Origin of the sequence: Micromonospora mirobrigensis, from assembly GCF_900091555.1 — a bacterium.
Taxonomy (GTDB): Bacteria; Actinomycetota; Actinomycetes; order Mycobacteriales; family Micromonosporaceae; genus Micromonospora; species Micromonospora mirobrigensis.
Map to the genome: position 1 here is coordinate 282,300 of NZ_FMCX01000001.1, position 14,735 is coordinate 297,034.

General features: G+C 73.8%; 17 protein-coding genes. 10 read left to right on the plus strand and 7 right to left on the minus strand.

Going from position 1 to position 14,735, the window contains the following annotated elements; genetic code table 11:
* The first annotated feature begins 104 nt into the window (after nt 1-104).
* Nucleotides 105-1,130, plus strand: a complete 1,026-nt coding sequence (locus GA0070564_RS01315) for an ATP-binding cassette domain-containing protein (protein ID WP_091601336.1) — start codon at nt 105-107, stop codon at nt 1,128-1,130.
* Nucleotides 1,127-2,131, plus strand: coding sequence for an ABC transporter permease subunit (locus GA0070564_RS01320; protein ID WP_091601338.1), 1,005 nt, complete (start codon nt 1,127-1,129; stop codon nt 2,129-2,131). The genes GA0070564_RS01315 and GA0070564_RS01320 overlap by 4 nt, the downstream gene beginning before the upstream one ends.
* Before the next feature lie 36 nt (nt 2,132-2,167).
* On the opposite strand, the gene GA0070564_RS01325 is transcribed toward GA0070564_RS01320, so the two are convergent.
* The gene (locus GA0070564_RS01325; protein ID WP_091601340.1) at nt 2,168-3,343 is read right to left on the minus strand and encodes an ROK family transcriptional regulator; all 1,176 of its coding nucleotides are present in this window, start codon (nt 3,341-3,343) and stop codon (nt 2,168-2,170) included.
* A 166-nt stretch (nt 3,344-3,509) separates the two neighbouring features.
* Here GA0070564_RS01325 and GA0070564_RS01330 point away from each other — a divergent pair, with 166 nt between their 5' ends.
* Together GA0070564_RS01330 and GA0070564_RS01335 are read left to right on the plus strand one after the other, a co-directional pair.
* Complete coding sequence (locus GA0070564_RS01330; RefSeq protein WP_091601342.1) at nt 3,510-4,955, plus strand: glycoside hydrolase family 3 protein; 1,446 nt, start codon at nt 3,510-3,512, stop codon at nt 4,953-4,955.
* Nucleotides 4,956-4,986: 31 nt separating this feature from the next.
* A complete protein-coding gene (locus tag GA0070564_RS01335) occupies nt 4,987-6,189 on the plus strand; it encodes a PP2C family protein-serine/threonine phosphatase (protein ID WP_091601344.1) in 1,203 nt (400 codons plus the stop codon).
* An 11-nt stretch (nt 6,190-6,200) separates the two neighbouring features.
* On the opposite strand, the gene GA0070564_RS01340 is transcribed toward GA0070564_RS01335, so the two are convergent.
* From GA0070564_RS01340 to GA0070564_RS01355, 4 genes are all read right to left on the minus strand, one after another.
* Nucleotides 6,201-6,563, minus strand: a complete 363-nt coding sequence (locus tag GA0070564_RS01340) for an STAS domain-containing protein (protein ID WP_176730521.1) — start codon at nt 6,561-6,563, stop codon at nt 6,201-6,203.
* Nucleotides 6,564-6,943: 380 nt separating this feature from the next.
* On the minus strand, nt 6,944-8,419 hold the full coding sequence (locus GA0070564_RS01345) for a cation:dicarboxylate symporter family transporter (RefSeq protein ID WP_091601348.1): 1,476 nt from the start codon (nt 8,417-8,419) through the stop codon (nt 6,944-6,946).
* A 48-nt stretch (nt 8,420-8,467) separates the two neighbouring features.
* Nucleotides 8,468-9,130: a GNAT family N-acetyltransferase gene (locus GA0070564_RS01350; RefSeq protein WP_091601350.1), complete on the minus strand. Its 663-nt coding sequence runs from the start codon at nt 9,128-9,130 to the stop codon at nt 8,468-8,470.
* A 70-nt stretch (nt 9,131-9,200) separates the two neighbouring features.
* The gene (locus GA0070564_RS01355) at nt 9,201-9,743 is read right to left on the minus strand and encodes a DUF4396 domain-containing protein (RefSeq protein WP_091601352.1); all 543 of its coding nucleotides are present in this window, start codon (nt 9,741-9,743) and stop codon (nt 9,201-9,203) included.
* A 237-nt stretch (nt 9,744-9,980) separates the two neighbouring features.
* Between GA0070564_RS01355 and GA0070564_RS01360 the strand changes: the two genes are divergently transcribed.
* The 4 genes from GA0070564_RS01360 (at nt 9,981) to GA0070564_RS01375 (ending at nt 11,542) form a co-directional block, all read left to right on the plus strand.
* Nucleotides 9,981-10,169: a DNA repair protein gene (locus GA0070564_RS01360; RefSeq protein WP_091604339.1), complete on the plus strand. Its 189-nt coding sequence runs from the start codon at nt 9,981-9,983 to the stop codon at nt 10,167-10,169.
* A 63-nt stretch (nt 10,170-10,232) separates the two neighbouring features.
* Nucleotides 10,233-10,487 (plus strand): DUF2191 domain-containing protein, encoded by a 255-nt coding sequence (locus GA0070564_RS01365; protein WP_091601354.1) that lies wholly within the window; start codon nt 10,233-10,235, stop codon nt 10,485-10,487.
* On the plus strand, nt 10,487-10,906 hold the full coding sequence (locus GA0070564_RS01370; protein ID WP_091604342.1) for a PIN domain nuclease: 420 nt from the start codon (nt 10,487-10,489) through the stop codon (nt 10,904-10,906). The genes GA0070564_RS01365 and GA0070564_RS01370 overlap by 1 nt, the downstream gene beginning before the upstream one ends.
* Nucleotides 10,907-11,023: 117 nt before the next feature.
* The gene (locus GA0070564_RS01375; RefSeq protein WP_091601356.1) at nt 11,024-11,542 is read left to right on the plus strand and encodes a hypothetical protein; all 519 of its coding nucleotides are present in this window, start codon (nt 11,024-11,026) and stop codon (nt 11,540-11,542) included.
* On the opposite strand, the gene GA0070564_RS01380 is transcribed toward GA0070564_RS01375, so the two are convergent.
* Together GA0070564_RS01380 and GA0070564_RS01385 are read right to left on the minus strand one after the other, a co-directional pair.
* Nucleotides 11,518-12,066: a hypothetical protein gene (locus GA0070564_RS01380; protein ID WP_218104866.1), complete on the minus strand. Its 549-nt coding sequence runs from the start codon at nt 12,064-12,066 to the stop codon at nt 11,518-11,520. The genes GA0070564_RS01375 and GA0070564_RS01380 overlap by 25 nt on opposite strands.
* Before the next feature lie 104 nt (nt 12,067-12,170).
* A complete protein-coding gene (locus tag GA0070564_RS01385; RefSeq protein WP_091601360.1) occupies nt 12,171-12,902 on the minus strand; it encodes a Clp protease N-terminal domain-containing protein in 732 nt (243 codons plus the stop codon).
* Between the two features lie 102 nt (nt 12,903-13,004).
* Here GA0070564_RS01385 and GA0070564_RS01390 point away from each other — a divergent pair, with 102 nt between their 5' ends.
* Complete coding sequence (locus GA0070564_RS01390; protein ID WP_091601362.1) at nt 13,005-13,568, plus strand: RNA polymerase sigma factor; 564 nt, start codon at nt 13,005-13,007, stop codon at nt 13,566-13,568.
* Complete coding sequence (locus GA0070564_RS01395; RefSeq protein ID WP_091601364.1) at nt 13,565-14,653, plus strand: hypothetical protein; 1,089 nt, start codon at nt 13,565-13,567, stop codon at nt 14,651-14,653. The genes GA0070564_RS01390 and GA0070564_RS01395 overlap by 4 nt, the downstream gene beginning before the upstream one ends.
* Nucleotides 14,654-14,735 lie beyond the last annotated feature (82 nt).

The following is a 14,735-nucleotide window of genomic DNA, read 5'->3' on the forward strand; positions in this document are numbered from 1 at the left end:
GGTGCCCCCCACGGGCGGCCGGGCGGCCATAGGGTGGGGCGCCGTGTCATGAGTCACCCCGGGAGAGGACACCTGATGCCCGTACGCGACGGCGAGGCCGCCGGATGAGCGCGGTCGTCGAGATCGACGGCCTGCGCAAGTCGTTCCACAGCCTGCGGCACGGCCGCCGGGTGGCGGTGGACGGCTTCGACCTGTTGGTGGAGGCCGGCCAGGTGCACGGCTTCCTCGGCCCGAACGGCTCGGGCAAGACGACCACCCTGCGGGCGCTGCTCGGCCTGGTCCGGTCCGACAGCGGCCGGATGCGGGTGCTGGGCGCGGAGTCGCCGCAGCGGTTGGCCGAGGTGGCCGGCCGGGTCGGCGCGATCGTGGAGAGCCCACAGTTCTTCGGCAACTTCACCGCGCACCGCACGCTGCGCCTGCTCGCGGTCGCCGGCGGAGTGCCCACCACCCGGGTCGACGAGGTGCTGGAGCAGGTGGGCCTGCGCGACCGCGGCCACGAGCGGGTCCGCGGCTATTCGCTGGGCATGAAGCAGCGGCTGGCGGTCGCCTCGGCGCTGCTGAAGAACCCCGAGCTGCTGATCCTCGACGAGCCGGCGAACGGGCTGGACCCGGCGGGCATCCGGGAGATGCGGGACCTGGTCCGGTCGCTGGCCGCGGCGGGGGTGACCGTGCTGCTCTCCAGTCACATCCTCGGCGAGATCCAGCTGATCTGCGACCACGTGACGATCATCTCCCGGGGCCGCCGGGTGGCGGCCGGTCGGGTGGAGGAGGTGCTGGCCGGCTTCGACCAGCACCAGTGGCGGGTCGGGGTGGCCGACCCGGGGCACGCCGCCCAGCTGCTGGCCGCCGCCGGGGTTCCGGTCACCGCCGACGGCGACCACCTGGTGGCGACCGGGCTGGCCGACCCGGAGGTGATCTCCCGGACCCTCGGCGAGCAGGGCCTGTGGGTTCGCGAGCTGACCCCGCTCCGACCCGACCTGGAGAGCGTCTTCCTGGAGCTGACCGGCACCGCGCCGGACCGGGCCGAGCCCCGGCAGGTGGACGACTCGGTGCTGCCGGCGCCGCGCCGGTCGGAATCGACGATCGACCTGGACGTGACCGTGGGCGACAACCGGGAGGTGCAGGCGTGAGACTGGTCCGTGCCGAGGCGGAGCGGCTCGCCGCCCGCCGTTTCGTGCAGTTGATGGTGGTCCTGCTGGTGCTCGCCTTCGGCATCACCGCGGCGACCACGCTGGCCGACTCGCACCAGCCCACCGCCAGTGAGCTGGCGTCGGCCGAGCGGCAGGCCGTCGAGGCGCAGCAGAGCATGGAGGACAGCTACCGCAACTGCGTGGCGGTCCACCAGGGCAGCGCCCCGCAGGGGCAGGCCGACGAATACCCCGAGGACTGCTCGTTCCTGGATCCGGCGCAGCAGGAGCGGCTGCCGGTGGCCGGTGACTTCCTCTACAACGTGTTCACCTTCGCCGACGAGGCGCGCCCGCTGCTGTTCTTCCTGATCGCCTTCCTGCTGCTCTTCGGCTTCCTGGTGGGGGCGTCCTACGTCGGGGCGGACCTGAACTCCGGCGGGGTGGTGAACCTGCTGCTCTGGCGCCCGCGCCGGCTGGCCGTGCTGGGCGCGAAGCTGGGCACCCTGCTCGGCGGCGTGCTGTTGCTGTCGGTGCTGGCGTCGGCGGCGTACCTGGCGACGTTCTGGCTGATCGGGCAGTGGGCGGGCCGGCCGGGGCGGTTGGACGACGCGTTCTGGCGCTCGCTGGGCGGCCTGTTCGGGCGGGGGCTGCTGCTGGTGCTGCTCGGCACGGCGGTGGGCTTCGCGATCGCCACGCTGGGCCGGCACACCGCGGCGGCGCTCGGCGCGGCGGCCGGGTACGTGGTGGTCTGGGAGGGCGGCGCCCGGGTGGTGATGGAGATCCTGGACGTCCGCAGCCCGGAGCGCTGGGTGCTCTCCAGCTACGTCGGGGCGTGGCTCAACGGCCGCATCCAGTTCTCCACGGACGTGGTCTGCTACGGCCGGAGTGACTGCTCCGGGGTGTGGTCGCTGACCGCGGCCGAGTCGCTGCCGGTGCTGCTGACGGTCGCCGCGGTGCTGGTGGTGGCGGCGTTCGCGGTGTTCCGCCGCCGCGACCTGATCTGAGGGACCGCCGGCCGGCCCGTCCGCGGGTCGGCCGGCTCAGCCCACGGTGGAGCCGAAGACCTCGTCGCGGACCGCGTCCAGCGCGGTGCGCAGCGCGCCGCGCAGGATCGGCTCCTCGGTCAGCCCGGTCACCACCACCCGGGGGCGGACCAGGGTGATCGCGGCCACCTCGTGCTGCACCCGCTCGGCGAGCGCCGCGCCACCGGCCTGACCGACCTCACCGGCGAGCACCACCAGCGGCGGGTCCAGCACCACGCAGGTGCTGGCCACGCCGAGGGCCAGCCGGCGGGCCAGTTCGTCGAGCATCGGGCCGCCGGCGGTGCCGGCGTCGATCGCCGCCCGCACGGCCGCCGCCGCGTCCGGGGCGGGGAAACCGTGCTCGCGGGCCACCGCGAGGACCGCGTCCGCCCCGGCCAGTTGCTGGAAGGCCGGCTTGGCCCGGCGGGAGACGTCGCGCGGGATCGGCACCCCGGGCACCGGCAGGTAGCCGATCTCGCCGGCCGCGCCGGTGCTGCCGTGGTGCAGCCGGCCGCCGAGCACGATCGCCAGGCCGACGCCGGCGCCCACCCAGACCAGCACGAAGTCCGGAACGCCCCCGGCGGCGCCGGACTGCGCCTCGGCGACCGCGGCCAGGTTGACGTCGTTCTCGAAGACCACCGGGATGCGCAGGTCCTCGCGGAGCGCGGCGAGCAGCCCCCGATGCCAGCGGGGCAGGTTGAACGCGAAGGTGATGTCGCCGGTGGCCGGATCGACCAGGCCGGGGGTGCCCAGCACCACCCGCCGTACGGTGGACAACTCCGCGCCGGCGCTGCGGGCCGCCTGGACCACCGCGTTGTGCACCACGCCGACCGGGTCGTCGGTGTCCCGGGTGGACTGTTCCACCCGGCCGTTGACCGCGCCGGTGATGTCGGCGCAGGCGGCCACCACCCGGTCGGCGCCGACGTCCACGCCGACCACGTGCGCGCTGCCCGGGCGTACGGCGTAGAGCTGGGCGTTCGGGCCGCGCCCGCCGGCCTGCTCGCCGACCCGGGTGACCAGGCCGCGTTCCTCCAGCCGCTCCACCAGCTGCGAGGCGGTGACCTTGGACAGCCCGGTCAGCTCGCCCAGCCGGGCCCGGGTCAGCGGCCCGCGTTCCAGCAGCAGCTCCAGCGCCGCGCGGTCGTTGAGCGCCCGCAACAGGCGGGGGGTACCGGGCAGCCGGGTCGCACTCATGTTACGTCCTCAGGTTTCCGTAAACTTTGTTGACCAACCGACCCGGGGGCGGTTCCCGTAGCGTATCGGCCGCCCGGAACGGCGGTACCCGGGCGACCGGGCAGCGCCGCCGGCCGGCCCGGTCAGGTCGGTCACCCGTACCGGCGGGCGTCGAAGGAGGAATGTGGTGGGGCTGGATCCAGGACTGCGCCGGTTGGCGCTGGGCACGCTGCTGGCCGCGTACCCGGGGCCGGTTCCGCCGGACTGGGCGGTCGACCTGGTGGCCGAGGGGCTGGCCGGGCACACCCTGTTCGGCACGAACGTGCACGACCCGGCGCAGGTGGCGGCGAGCACCGCCGCGCTGCGGGCCGGGCGGGCCGACGTGCTGGTGGCCATCGACGAGGAGGGCGGCGACGTCACCCGGCTGGCGCACGCCACGGGCAGCCCGTACCCGGGTAACGCGGCGCTCGGCGCGGTGGACGACGTGGGCCTGACCCGCGAGGTGTACGCGGCGATCGGCGCGGAGCTGGCGGCGCTCGGCGTGACCCTGGACCTGGCGCCGACGGTGGACGTGAACACCGCCGACGAGAACCCGGTGATCGGCACCCGCTCGTTCGGCGCCGACCCGCTCCGGGTGGCCGCCCATTCGGCCGCCGCGGTGCTCGGTCTCCAGGCGGCCGGGGTGGCGGCCTGCGCCAAGCACTTCCCCGGTCACGGCGCGACGGTCGCCGACTCGCACCACGAGCTGCCCACGGTCGACGTGCCTCCGGCGGTGCTCAGGGAGCGTGACCTGCCGCCGTTCGCCGCGGTGATCGACGCCGGGGTGGAGGCGATCATGACCGCGCACATCCGGGTCCCGGCGCTCACCGGCGACGGGCCGGCCACGTTCAGCCGGGCGGTCCTGGTGGACCTGCTGCGCGGCGAGTACGGCTTCACCGGTGTGGTGGTCACCGACGCGCTGGAGATGCAGGGGGCGGCGCTGACCGCCGGCGGAGTGGGGCCGGCCGCCGTGCGCGCGCTGGCCGCCGGGGCGGACCTGCTCTGCGTGGGCGCGAAGGTCGACGCGTCGCTGGTCGAGCGGGTGGTCACCGGGATCGTGGCGGCGATCGGCGACGGTGGGCTGGACCGGGTGCGGGTGGAGCAGGCGGCGGAGCGTACCGCCGCGCTGGCCGCCCGGACCCGCGCGGCGACGGCCGTCCCCGCGACGGCCGACCTGGGGTACGCGGCCGCCCGGCGGGCGGTCCGCGTGGAGGGGACGGTCGACGGCCTGGACCGGCCGCTGGTGGTGCAGGTGTACGCCGCCTCGACGATCGCCGAGGGTCGGGTGCCGTGGGGGCTGGGCCCGCACCTGACCGACGTCGAGCAGGTGCGGGTGGTGGCCGAGGAGGCCGACCCGCAGGAGCTGCGCCGGCTCGCCGGGGCCCGGCCGATCGTGCTGGTGGGCCGGCACCTGCACCGGCTGCCCGGCGCATCGGACCTGGTGGCCGCGCTGGCCGCCGCGCATCCGACGACGGTGGTGGAGATGGGCTGGCCGGCGGCCTGGCGGCCGGCGGGGGCGCGGGCCTTCGTCACCACCTACGGTGCGAGCCACGCCAACGGGCGGGCCGCCGCGGAGGTGCTCGGGCTGGTCTGAACCGGCCGACCGGCGGGTACTGGGCACCGGTATGACCGACTCCGACATCTGGCAGCGGGCGGTGGCCGACCTGGTCGACCGGGCGCACCGGCTCGCGCCGGACGACCTGACCATGGCGGTGAACACCGCCCTGGCGGGCTCGGGCGTCGCCGTGACGGTCTACCTGGTCGACGTGGAGCAGCACCGGCTGCGGCCGCTGCCCGACCCGGCCCGCCCGGCGCGGGATCCGCTGTCCATCGACGGCAGCCTGCCGGGCCGCGCGTTCACCCTGCTCGAGCCGTACGCGGCGCAGGGTGAGCCGGCCCGGCTCTGGGTGCCGGTGGTCAACGGCACCGACCGGCTGGGGTTGCTGGAGGTGTCGCTGCCGCCGGGCACGGACCCCGCGGACCGGTCGGTCCGGGACGGCTGCCGGCTGGTCGCCGGGCTGATCGGCCACCTGGTGACCAGCAAGCGGGCGTACGGCGACAACCTGCGCCGGGCCACCCGGAGCCGGCCGATGGCGGTCTCCGCCGAGCTGCTGTGGGAGCTGCTGCCGCCACTGACCTTCGCCACCGGCGATACGGTGATCAGCGGCCTGTTGGAGCCCTGCTACGACGTGGGCGGCGACGCCTTCGACTACGCGCTGGACGACGGGGTGATCTCCCTGGCGATCCTCGACGGAGTGGGGCACGGCCTACCGGCCGCGCTGACCACCGCGGTGGCGCTGGCGGCGATCCGGGCGACCCGGCGGGCGGGGGGTGGTCTGTTGGAGCAGGCGCGCGCGGTCGACGATGCGGTCCGCGCCGAGTGGGCCGACGCCCGGTTCGTCACCGGGGTGCTGGCCACCTTCGACCCGGCCACCGGTGTGCTGCGGTACGTCAACGCGGGTCATCCGGCGCCGCTGCTGTTGCGCCGGGGGCACGCCGTGCACGACCTCACCGGCGGCCGGCGCCTGCCGCTGGGGTTGTCCGGGCCGGCGCCGGAGCCGGCGGAGCTGCGCTGGGAACCGGAGGATCGGCTTCTGCTGTACACCGACGGGGTCACCGAGGCGCGGGACGCGGCCGGGGAGCTGTTCGGTGCGGCCCGGCTGGCCGACCTCGCGGAGCGGCACACCGGCTCGGCGCTCCCTCCGGCCGAGACGCTGCGCAGGCTCAGCCACGCCGTCGCCGACCACCAGGCGGGTGAGTTGGCCGACGACGCCACGCTGCTGCTGGTGCAGTGGTCACCGGCGGCGGCCGACCGGTCGGTGCCCTGACGGGTCGTGGCTCAGCCGAGGCGGCGCCACTGCGGGACGCCTCCCGCCGGCCGGTACGCCTCGTCGTCGGCCCAGCCGAGCACCGGGCCCACGGCGGTGATCCGCAGGATCCGGGCGACCACCGGTTGCGGGTCGGTGACCCGGAGCCGGACGCCTCGCTCGGTGGCGGCGTCCGCCGCGCGCAGCAGCACCCGGATGCCGGTGGAGTCGAGGAAGCTCACCCGGGTCAGGTCGACGAGGACCTCGCGGGCGCCGGGCCGTCCGACGGCGTCGAGGAAGGCCCGTTCGACGTGGTCGGCCGCGACCCGGTCGAGTTCGCCGGCCGGGCTCAGGATGACCCGACCGCCTGCGGCGTCCCGCACGTCCACGTCCATGGGCCACCCCATCGGGAGAAAGAGAAGGAGTTGTGACCGCCCGGCAGCGGGCAGCCGTTGGTCGACCATACCGGCTGCGCTGGCGGATCGACCACGGCCGGCGCGACCGGTCGCCGGGCCTTCCCGGAGGCCCCGGTTGCGCGGTACGCCGGCACCCTCGGTGATCGGTACCGGCGCCGCCACTCCTCCCTTTTTCGCAGGTCAAGTCCACTAACGGACAGCAGCAAGGCACGGTTGGCCGCTTGTCAGCCGATCCTGCCGATACGTAGCGTCAGCAGCGGTAGCGGCGGTGGTCAGCCACCGGTCCGCCACGGAGGGGTCTGGGGATGAGGCAGCGGACCGTGGATCCGGCCCGGGATCCACGGTCCGCGCCGCTGCGGTCAGCGGGGCACCGGCACCCGCGGGTCGGCCAGCCGGGCGTCCGCCTCGGTCTCGTCGCCCGGGGTGGCGGGCGCGCCGTGCGCGTCGTCCTCGTCGAGCATGGTGAGCTCGTCGAAGGGGTCCCGCCCGGCCAGCACCGCCTGGGCGCGGTCCCGGTCGAACTGCCCGGTCCAGGTGCCGACCAGGACGGTGGCCACCGCGTTTCCGGCGAAGTTGGTCAGCGCCCGGGCCTCGGACATGAACCGGTCGATGCCGACGATCAGGCCGACGCCGTCGACGAGTTCGGGGCGGTGCGACTGGAGGCCACCGGCCAGGGTGGCCAGACCGGCGCCGGTCACCCCGGCCGCACCCTTCGAGGCAATGATCATGAACCCCAGCAGGGAGATCTGCTGGGCGATCGAGAGCGGCTTGCCGAGCGCGTCGGCGATGAACAGCGACGCCATGGTCAGGTAGATGGCGGTGCCGTCGAGGTTGAAGGAGTAGCCGGTCGGCACGGTGATGCCGACGACGGGCCGGGCGACGCCGACGTGCTCCATCTTGGCGATCAGCCGGGGCAGCGCCGACTCGGACGAGGAGGTGGAGAGGATCAGCAGGAACTCGCGGCCCAGGTAGCGCAGCAGCTTGAAGATCGAGATGCGGGCCACGAACCAGAGCAGCGCGCCGAGCACGGCGAAGACGAAGATCGCGCAGGTGGCGTAGAAGCCGAGCATGATCTGGGCGAGGCTCTTCAGCGCGTCCACGCCGGTCTCGCCGACCACGGCGGCGATGGCGCCGAACGCGCCGATCGGTGCCAGCCACATGATCATGGCGAGCACCTTGAAGACCACCCGTTGCAGGGCGGCGATGGCGTTGACGACCGGTTCGCCGCGACGGCCGAGGCTCTGCACGGCGAAGCCCACCAGCAGCGCCACCAGCAGCGCCTGGAGCACCTCGCCCTCGGTGAGCGCGGAGAACAGGGTGGTGGGGATGATGCCGAGCAGGAAGTCGACGGTCCCCTCGGATTCACCGCCGGCCGCCTTCTGGCCGGCGGCGGCGAGCGAGTCGTCGAGGTTGAGGCCCTGTCCGGGGTGGATCAGGTTGCCGACGACCAGCCCGATCGCCAGCGCGACGGTCGACATGGTGAGGAAGTAGCCGAGCGCGAGCCCGCCGACCTTGCCGACCTGGGCGGCCTTGCGGACCGAGCCGACGCCCAGCACGATCGTGCAGAAGATCACCGGGCCGATCATCATCTTGATCAGGTTGACGAAGCCGGTGCCGAGCGGCTTGAGCGACTTCGCGAAGTCGGGAAAGAGGAATCCCACCGCGATGCCGGCCAGCACGGCGGCGATGACCGCCAGGTAGAGGTAGCGGGTGCGGTCGCGGCGCCGGGTCGGCTCCGCCACGGTGTCGGCGCCCGGCGGCCCCGCCGCTTCGGTGTCGGCTGCCCGGCGGGCGGGCGGGACGGATTCCGGCTCGGGATCGCGCTGCTCTGCCATGACCCCGCCACCTACCCAGTGCCGTCGGCCGCCACACCCGGGGTCGGCTCAGGGCGGGAAGACCCCGAACGACCGCCAGCCCCGGTCCGGGAAACCAGCCGCCTCGGCGACCCGGGCGGAGGCCCGGTTGCCGGCGTCGTGCAGGTAGGTGGGGATCGCGCCCTCGTCGAGCACCCGGCGGGCGGCCTGCGCGATCAGCCGCCGGGCCAGTCCCCGACCCCGGGCCTCCGGGGCCGTCCCGACGGCCAGCTCGTGTCCGTGCGCGTCGTGCCGCTTGACGCCGACCCCGGCCAGGTAGCCGCCGTCGGCGTCCCGGGCCACCAGCACCTCCGGGCCGAAGAGTCGCAGCCAGCGCGGGAATCCGGGTTCGGTGGACGCCACCCACTCCCCCGCGTCGGGCAGCGGCGCGGGGGCCACGCACCAGCGGAACGATCCGTCGTGGGTCACCCACTCCGGATGCCCCACCGCGGCGGGCAGCCCGGCGAGGAGCCGCTCCTCGCCCTGGCGGGCCAGGGCCCGGACCGCGTCGACCCGGCTCGGTCCGACGGAGAGCACCACGCTGCCGGGGGCGCCGACGGCCAGCGCCGGCCGGAGCCGGCCGTCCCAGGCCGGCAGGTCACGGCGGCGGGAGCGGACCACGTGCAGCCCCGGGCCCGCCGGCCACTGCCCGAGCCAGGTGGCCAGGTGCAGGTGGAGTCGCCGGTCCAGCACCTGGTCACCCCCCGCTCGATCCGGATCCTTCAAGATCAGGGTACGCCCGCGGCGTGCGGGCGACGCCCGATCAGGCCCGGGAGCCACCGCCGTGCTGGACGTGGCCGCCACGGCTGTCCTGGTCGGCTCGTCCGCCCTGATCCGCGTGGTGCTCGTGGTCGGCGTGGCCGCCGTGGTACCGGTGCGCCACCGCGTGACCGCGGCCCCGGGCGATCAGCGCCCGGTTGACCGGCACGGTCACCGCGAACGCCACCGCGAGGGCCAGCAGCAGGCTGACCCAGAACAGCCAGCTGGTGAGGCCGGCGTCCATGGCGCCGGGGACGCCCAGCATGACGGCGTTGTCGGTCACCTCCATCACCAGGATGCTCACCGTGTCCGCGGCGAGCGCCACCCCGACGGCGGAGCGTAGCGGCAGGCCGGAGCGGAGCACCGGCCGGATGGTCAGCGCGTAGCCGAAGAGGAAGGCCAGCGCGACCGAGAGCAGGACGGTGGCGAGGTTGTGCCAGCCGAGCGCGGTGCCGACGATCATGCCGAGCACCTCGCCGACGGCGCAGCCGGTGAGGCAGTGCAGGGTGGCGGCGACGGCCAGCCGGGTGAGGTTCCGGTTCTCCATGCCCGCCACGGTATACCCCCTAGGGGTATTAGCAAAGCGACGTCGGTCACTCCCGGGCGGTTGCCCGACGACAACCGAAACAACCTCGACCGTCGGTTGGACCGCCGGTCGGCCGGGTAGACGTACCGAACATCACCGATACCTCACCCGCGTCACGCCCGCGCGGAACCGGAGACATCGACGGTGCGTCATATCTATTTCCATACATGTACAACTTCCTTTGGGACGGTAATGGTCATGCCTAATCAGTCGAATGACCGGTACCAGCAGGACACCGACCGCGCCTGGGAGGTGGCGATGGCCGCCGGGCGGTTCCCGGCCCAGCCGGCGTACCGGGAGGCTCGCTCGGGCGACTCGCCGTCCTGGGCCGAGCTGAACGCCCTGCCCGCCGGCACCTCCACCCGGCGCGGCCTCACCGCCCACTGACGCACCATCGGTGACCGCATTTTGGTGCGCCCAAGCGACGATTTCTGGTGTACCTCCGGCCTCATGACACGCATCACCGTGGACGTCAACGACGAGTGGCTCGATGCCGCGCGAGAGGTGCTGGGGACGGACACCAAGGTCGCCACCATCAACGCCGCCCTCCACGCCGTCGCGCTTCGCCGTCACGCCAAGGAGATCGTCGCCGCCTTCGACCAGGTGGAGATGGACTTCTCCGGCTCGATCGAGGCGTGGCGACACGGCGGCGGGCGTGACCTGAGCCGCCTGACGGAGGACGCGCGGGGCGCGGGGGCGGCGTGATGGCTGGGCAGATATACCTGGCCGACACGTCGGTCTACGTCCTCCAGGGACGGCATGCCGCAGTGCGGCGACGGTTCGAGACCCTCCTCGCCGAGGGGCGCCTGGCGGCCTGCCAGCTGACCTGGCTGGAGTACCTGAACAACGCGCCGCACCCGAAAGGCTACGAGATCCTCTGGCAGGCCCTGCACGGCCACCGGTGGATCGATGTGACGTCCTCCGCCATGGATCGGGCACCGGAAGTTCATCGGATGCTGGCCGCGGACAGCCAGCACCGGAACTTCCGCCTGCCGGACCTCATCATCGCGGCGACTGCGGAGACACACGGCGCGACGGTGCTGCACTACGACGCCGATTACGACCGGATCGGCGGCCTCACCGGGCAGCCCATGGAGTGGGTGGCGCCGCAGGGCAGTCTGTGAGCGAGAGCGGCAGCGAAAGCGACGACACACCGCGGCGCTCCGCGCACGGCCTTCGCACACCTGTCGGGTAGCGTCCTCTGGTCCGAAATTTCGCGTACGACGGGAGATGCTCCGCGCATGGGCAAGAAGACGATCCACGTCTCCGACTTCACCGGCACCGTGCTGGGGACCGACGACGAGGTGGTCAAGGTCGTCGTGCTGGAGCACCCCGACCTGGTGGCCGGACCCGTGCAACTGGACGCCACCGCGATCGAGGTGGAGAGCATCGACGACGCCGCGCTGGACGTGGCCGTGGTGGAGATCCACGACCGGCACGGCGGCGGCGAGCCGCGTCGGGTGGTGCTCACCGCCAGCGAGTTCGACGCGATGGCCACCGACGTGCCGATGGCCCAGCTGCTGCGTACCGCCGAGCGGGTGAGGCCACCGAAGGCCCGCCGGGCCGCCGAGAAGATCGACTACGGCACCATCGAGCACGCCGGCCGACCGCACCGGGGCCGGGTCACCGAGGAGGAGGCCCGGCTGGTGCGGGAACAGCTCGACGAGGTGAACAAGCGGCTCGCCGACGCCGGCATCCGCCAGGTCGACCCGGCCGACCCGGAGCACGCGGCCCGCTACGGCTTCCCCACCGCCGACTGACCCTCGCCCCGGCGCCGCCGCCAGTAGGCGTACGTGACGACGGCGAGCAGCGGCGGCCACGCCAGCTGCGGGGCGTAGCAGGCGGTCATCACGGCACCGGCGAGGCCCTGCGGCGCGTCCGGATCCCCCATGTTCTGCGGGCCGTTCCATGCCGCCACGGTGGGCACGGCGAGCGCGGTCAGCGCCAGCACCCCGAGGGCGGCGACGGTGACCGCGAGTCCGACCGGGACGGCCCGGCCGCCGAACCACGGCACCCAGCGGGGCAGCACCTCACCCCACCGCCGCACCAGCCCGAGGGTGAGCAGCGCGGCGGCCTCGGCGAGCGCGGTCAGGGCGATCACGTACGGGGTGATCCAACCCGGGCCGTGGAAGAGCCGGGCCAGCTCGCCGGTGAACCCCACCGGGACACCCAGCCCCAACGCGATCCGCCACAGGCCGGAGGGCAGCACCAGCCACGGCACGGCACGTGCTGCCCACTCCGCCCAACGTGGGACCGGCCGGGCGGTGCCTCTCGAAATGCTCACGGTCGTCATCGGCGTGCTCCTGTCGGTGAAGGTCCTTGACCGACCCTGTCCGACGCCGCCGTCCGAGTGATCCCCGGCGCGGGGGAACCCACTCCCCCGCGCGGTCACTGGCCGATGGTGACCTGCTTCAACGCGGCGGCGACCCACTTCTCGACCGACTCCTTGGTCAGCCCGAGGCCGGTCAACGGGCCGTCGCCGTTCTCCTCCTCGATCAGCGCGAGCAGGACGTGCTCGGTGCCGACGTAGTTGTGCCCGAGTCGCAGCGCCTCCCGGAACGTCAACTCCAGCGCCTTCTTGCCGCGGCCGTCGTACGGGATGAGGTCCGGCACCTGCTCGACGGCCGGTGGCAGCACGGCGGTGGCCGCGGCCCGGACGTCGTCCAGGGCGACGCCGGCGGCGACGATCGCCTTGGCGGCCAGCGCTTCGGGCTCGGCGAGCAGGCCGAGGACCAGGTGCGCCGGGCCGATCTCCGGCGTTCCGGCGGCCCGCGCCTCCTCCTGGGAGGCGATCACCACGTTGCGCGCGCGTGGCGTGAAGCGCGCGAACCCGGCGTTCGGGTCGAGGGCGGCGGCCGAGTCCGACTTGGCCGCGGACCGCTTCTGTGCGGCCTGCTTGCTCACCCCCATGCTCTTGCCGATCTCGGTCCAGGACGCGCCGGAGCGGCGGGCCTGGTCGACGAAGTGGCCGATCAGGTGGTCGGCGACGTCCCCGAGGTGTTCGGCCAGCACCATCGCGTCGGAGAGTTGGTCGAGCGCGTCGGGCCGCGCCTTCTTGATCCCGGCGATCAGGTCGTCGAGGCGGATGGGGTGACTCATCTGCTGCGAAGGTTCCGTCATGCGTCAACCATAGGTTGACGATGCCCCTGCGTCAACCTATGGTTGACGAAACTGTCGGCATCGGGCTGTCACGATGGATGCCCGTCCGGACATGGGAGGGACGTGAGCGCCGGCATCGAGCACGAGGACCTCTTCCGCCAGGTCTACGCGGCCAACTTCGACCGCCTCCTGGCGTACGCGCTGCGCCGGGTCGCGCAGCCCGAGGACGCCGCGGACGTGGTGGCCGAGGTCTTCCTCGTCGCCTGGCGTCGCCGGGACGTGCCACCGGAACCCGAGACCCGGCTCTGGCTCTACGGCGTGGCCCGGCGGGTGCTGGCCAACCACCACCGCGGCACCCAGCGCCGGGAACGGCTCGGCGACCGGCTGCGGCACCGGCTGCGCGGCGGTCCACCGGCGGACCCCGGCAGCCAGGTCCCGGAGCGACTCGCCGTCCGATCGGCGCTGGCCCGCCTCGGCGAACTGGACCGCGAGGTGCTCATGCTGACCTTCTGGGAGGGCCTGGAGCCGCGGGAGATCTCCACGGTGCTGCGGGTCAGCCCGGCCGTGGTCCGCACCCGACTGAGCCGGGCCCGGGCCCGGCTACGCGACATCCTCCGTGACGAAGCCGGGCCGGCCGGACATGAACCCGGTGTCATGGCCGTACGCATCCCCGAGGAGGGCAGATGACCGACGAGCACCTGGACCGGATGGTCCGAGACGCCGACCCGTACCGGCCGGAGGCCGTCCGGCACCTCGACGGGGTCGCGCAACATCTCCTGGAGGAGATCATGTCCACGCCGACCCTGGCCCCCGCCACCGAAGAACCGCCCCCGCCACGACCGGCCCGCCGCGGGCTGGTGAGCGGCCTCGCCGCCGCGGGTGTCGCCGCCGTCCTGCTCACCGGCTTCGTCGCCGCCACGGCCCTGCGGCCCGCGCCCCCGGACGGCCGCCAGGCGTCCCCGGTCACCCCCGTCACCGCCTCGGCGGGGCCGCAGGCGGTCGCCTACTCGGCGATGGTGCTCAAGGCCGCCGAGCAGAACCCCCGCCTGCTGATCGACCAGCCCGGTTGGAAGGCCACCACCGTCTACGGGTTCACCGAGAAGCAGGGCACGATCGGCTTCACCAACGGCGACCGACAGGTGGAGATGAACTGGTACCCGGCCGAGCAACACCAGAACTACTACCGGGACCGGCTCGGCGTCAGCAAGCCGGAGAAGGTCACCGTGGACGGTCAACCCGCGGACCTGTTCCGCTACAGCGGGAACGACTTCGCCGTCATGCTGCGCCCCCGCGACGGCTCCTTCGTCGAACTGCGCGCCGGCGGGATGCGGCGGGCCGAGTTCGACCGGATGCTGGCCGCCGTGGTGCGCGTCGACGTCCGGACCTGGCTGGCCGCGCTGCCCGCGGAGATCGTCACCCCGGACCGGATCGAGGAGCGGGCGGCCACCGTCCTCGCCGACGTGCCACTCCCCCCGGGCTTCGACAAGGCCGCGCTGAGCGAGCTGGGCGTCAACGACTCCTACCAGTTCGGCGCCCAGGTCACCGCCCGGGTCGGCTGCGGCTGGATCGAGGAATGGCTGCGGGCCCGCAAGGCCGGCGACGACGCCGCCGCGAAGCGCGCCGTCGACGCGCTGCGCAGCAGCCACAAATGGAAGGTGCTGCACGACATGAACGAGGCCGGCGACTATCCCGAGGTGTTCTGGGAGTACGCCGACAAGGTGGCCGACGGAGACCGGCCAGCCGGATACCGCAGCGCGCTGGGCTGCGACTGAGACATCAGCGGCGCCGACCGGGCCTCCGGCAGGGACCCGGTCGGCACCCCGAAACCCGCTGGCGCCGCGCGGCCATGCGGAC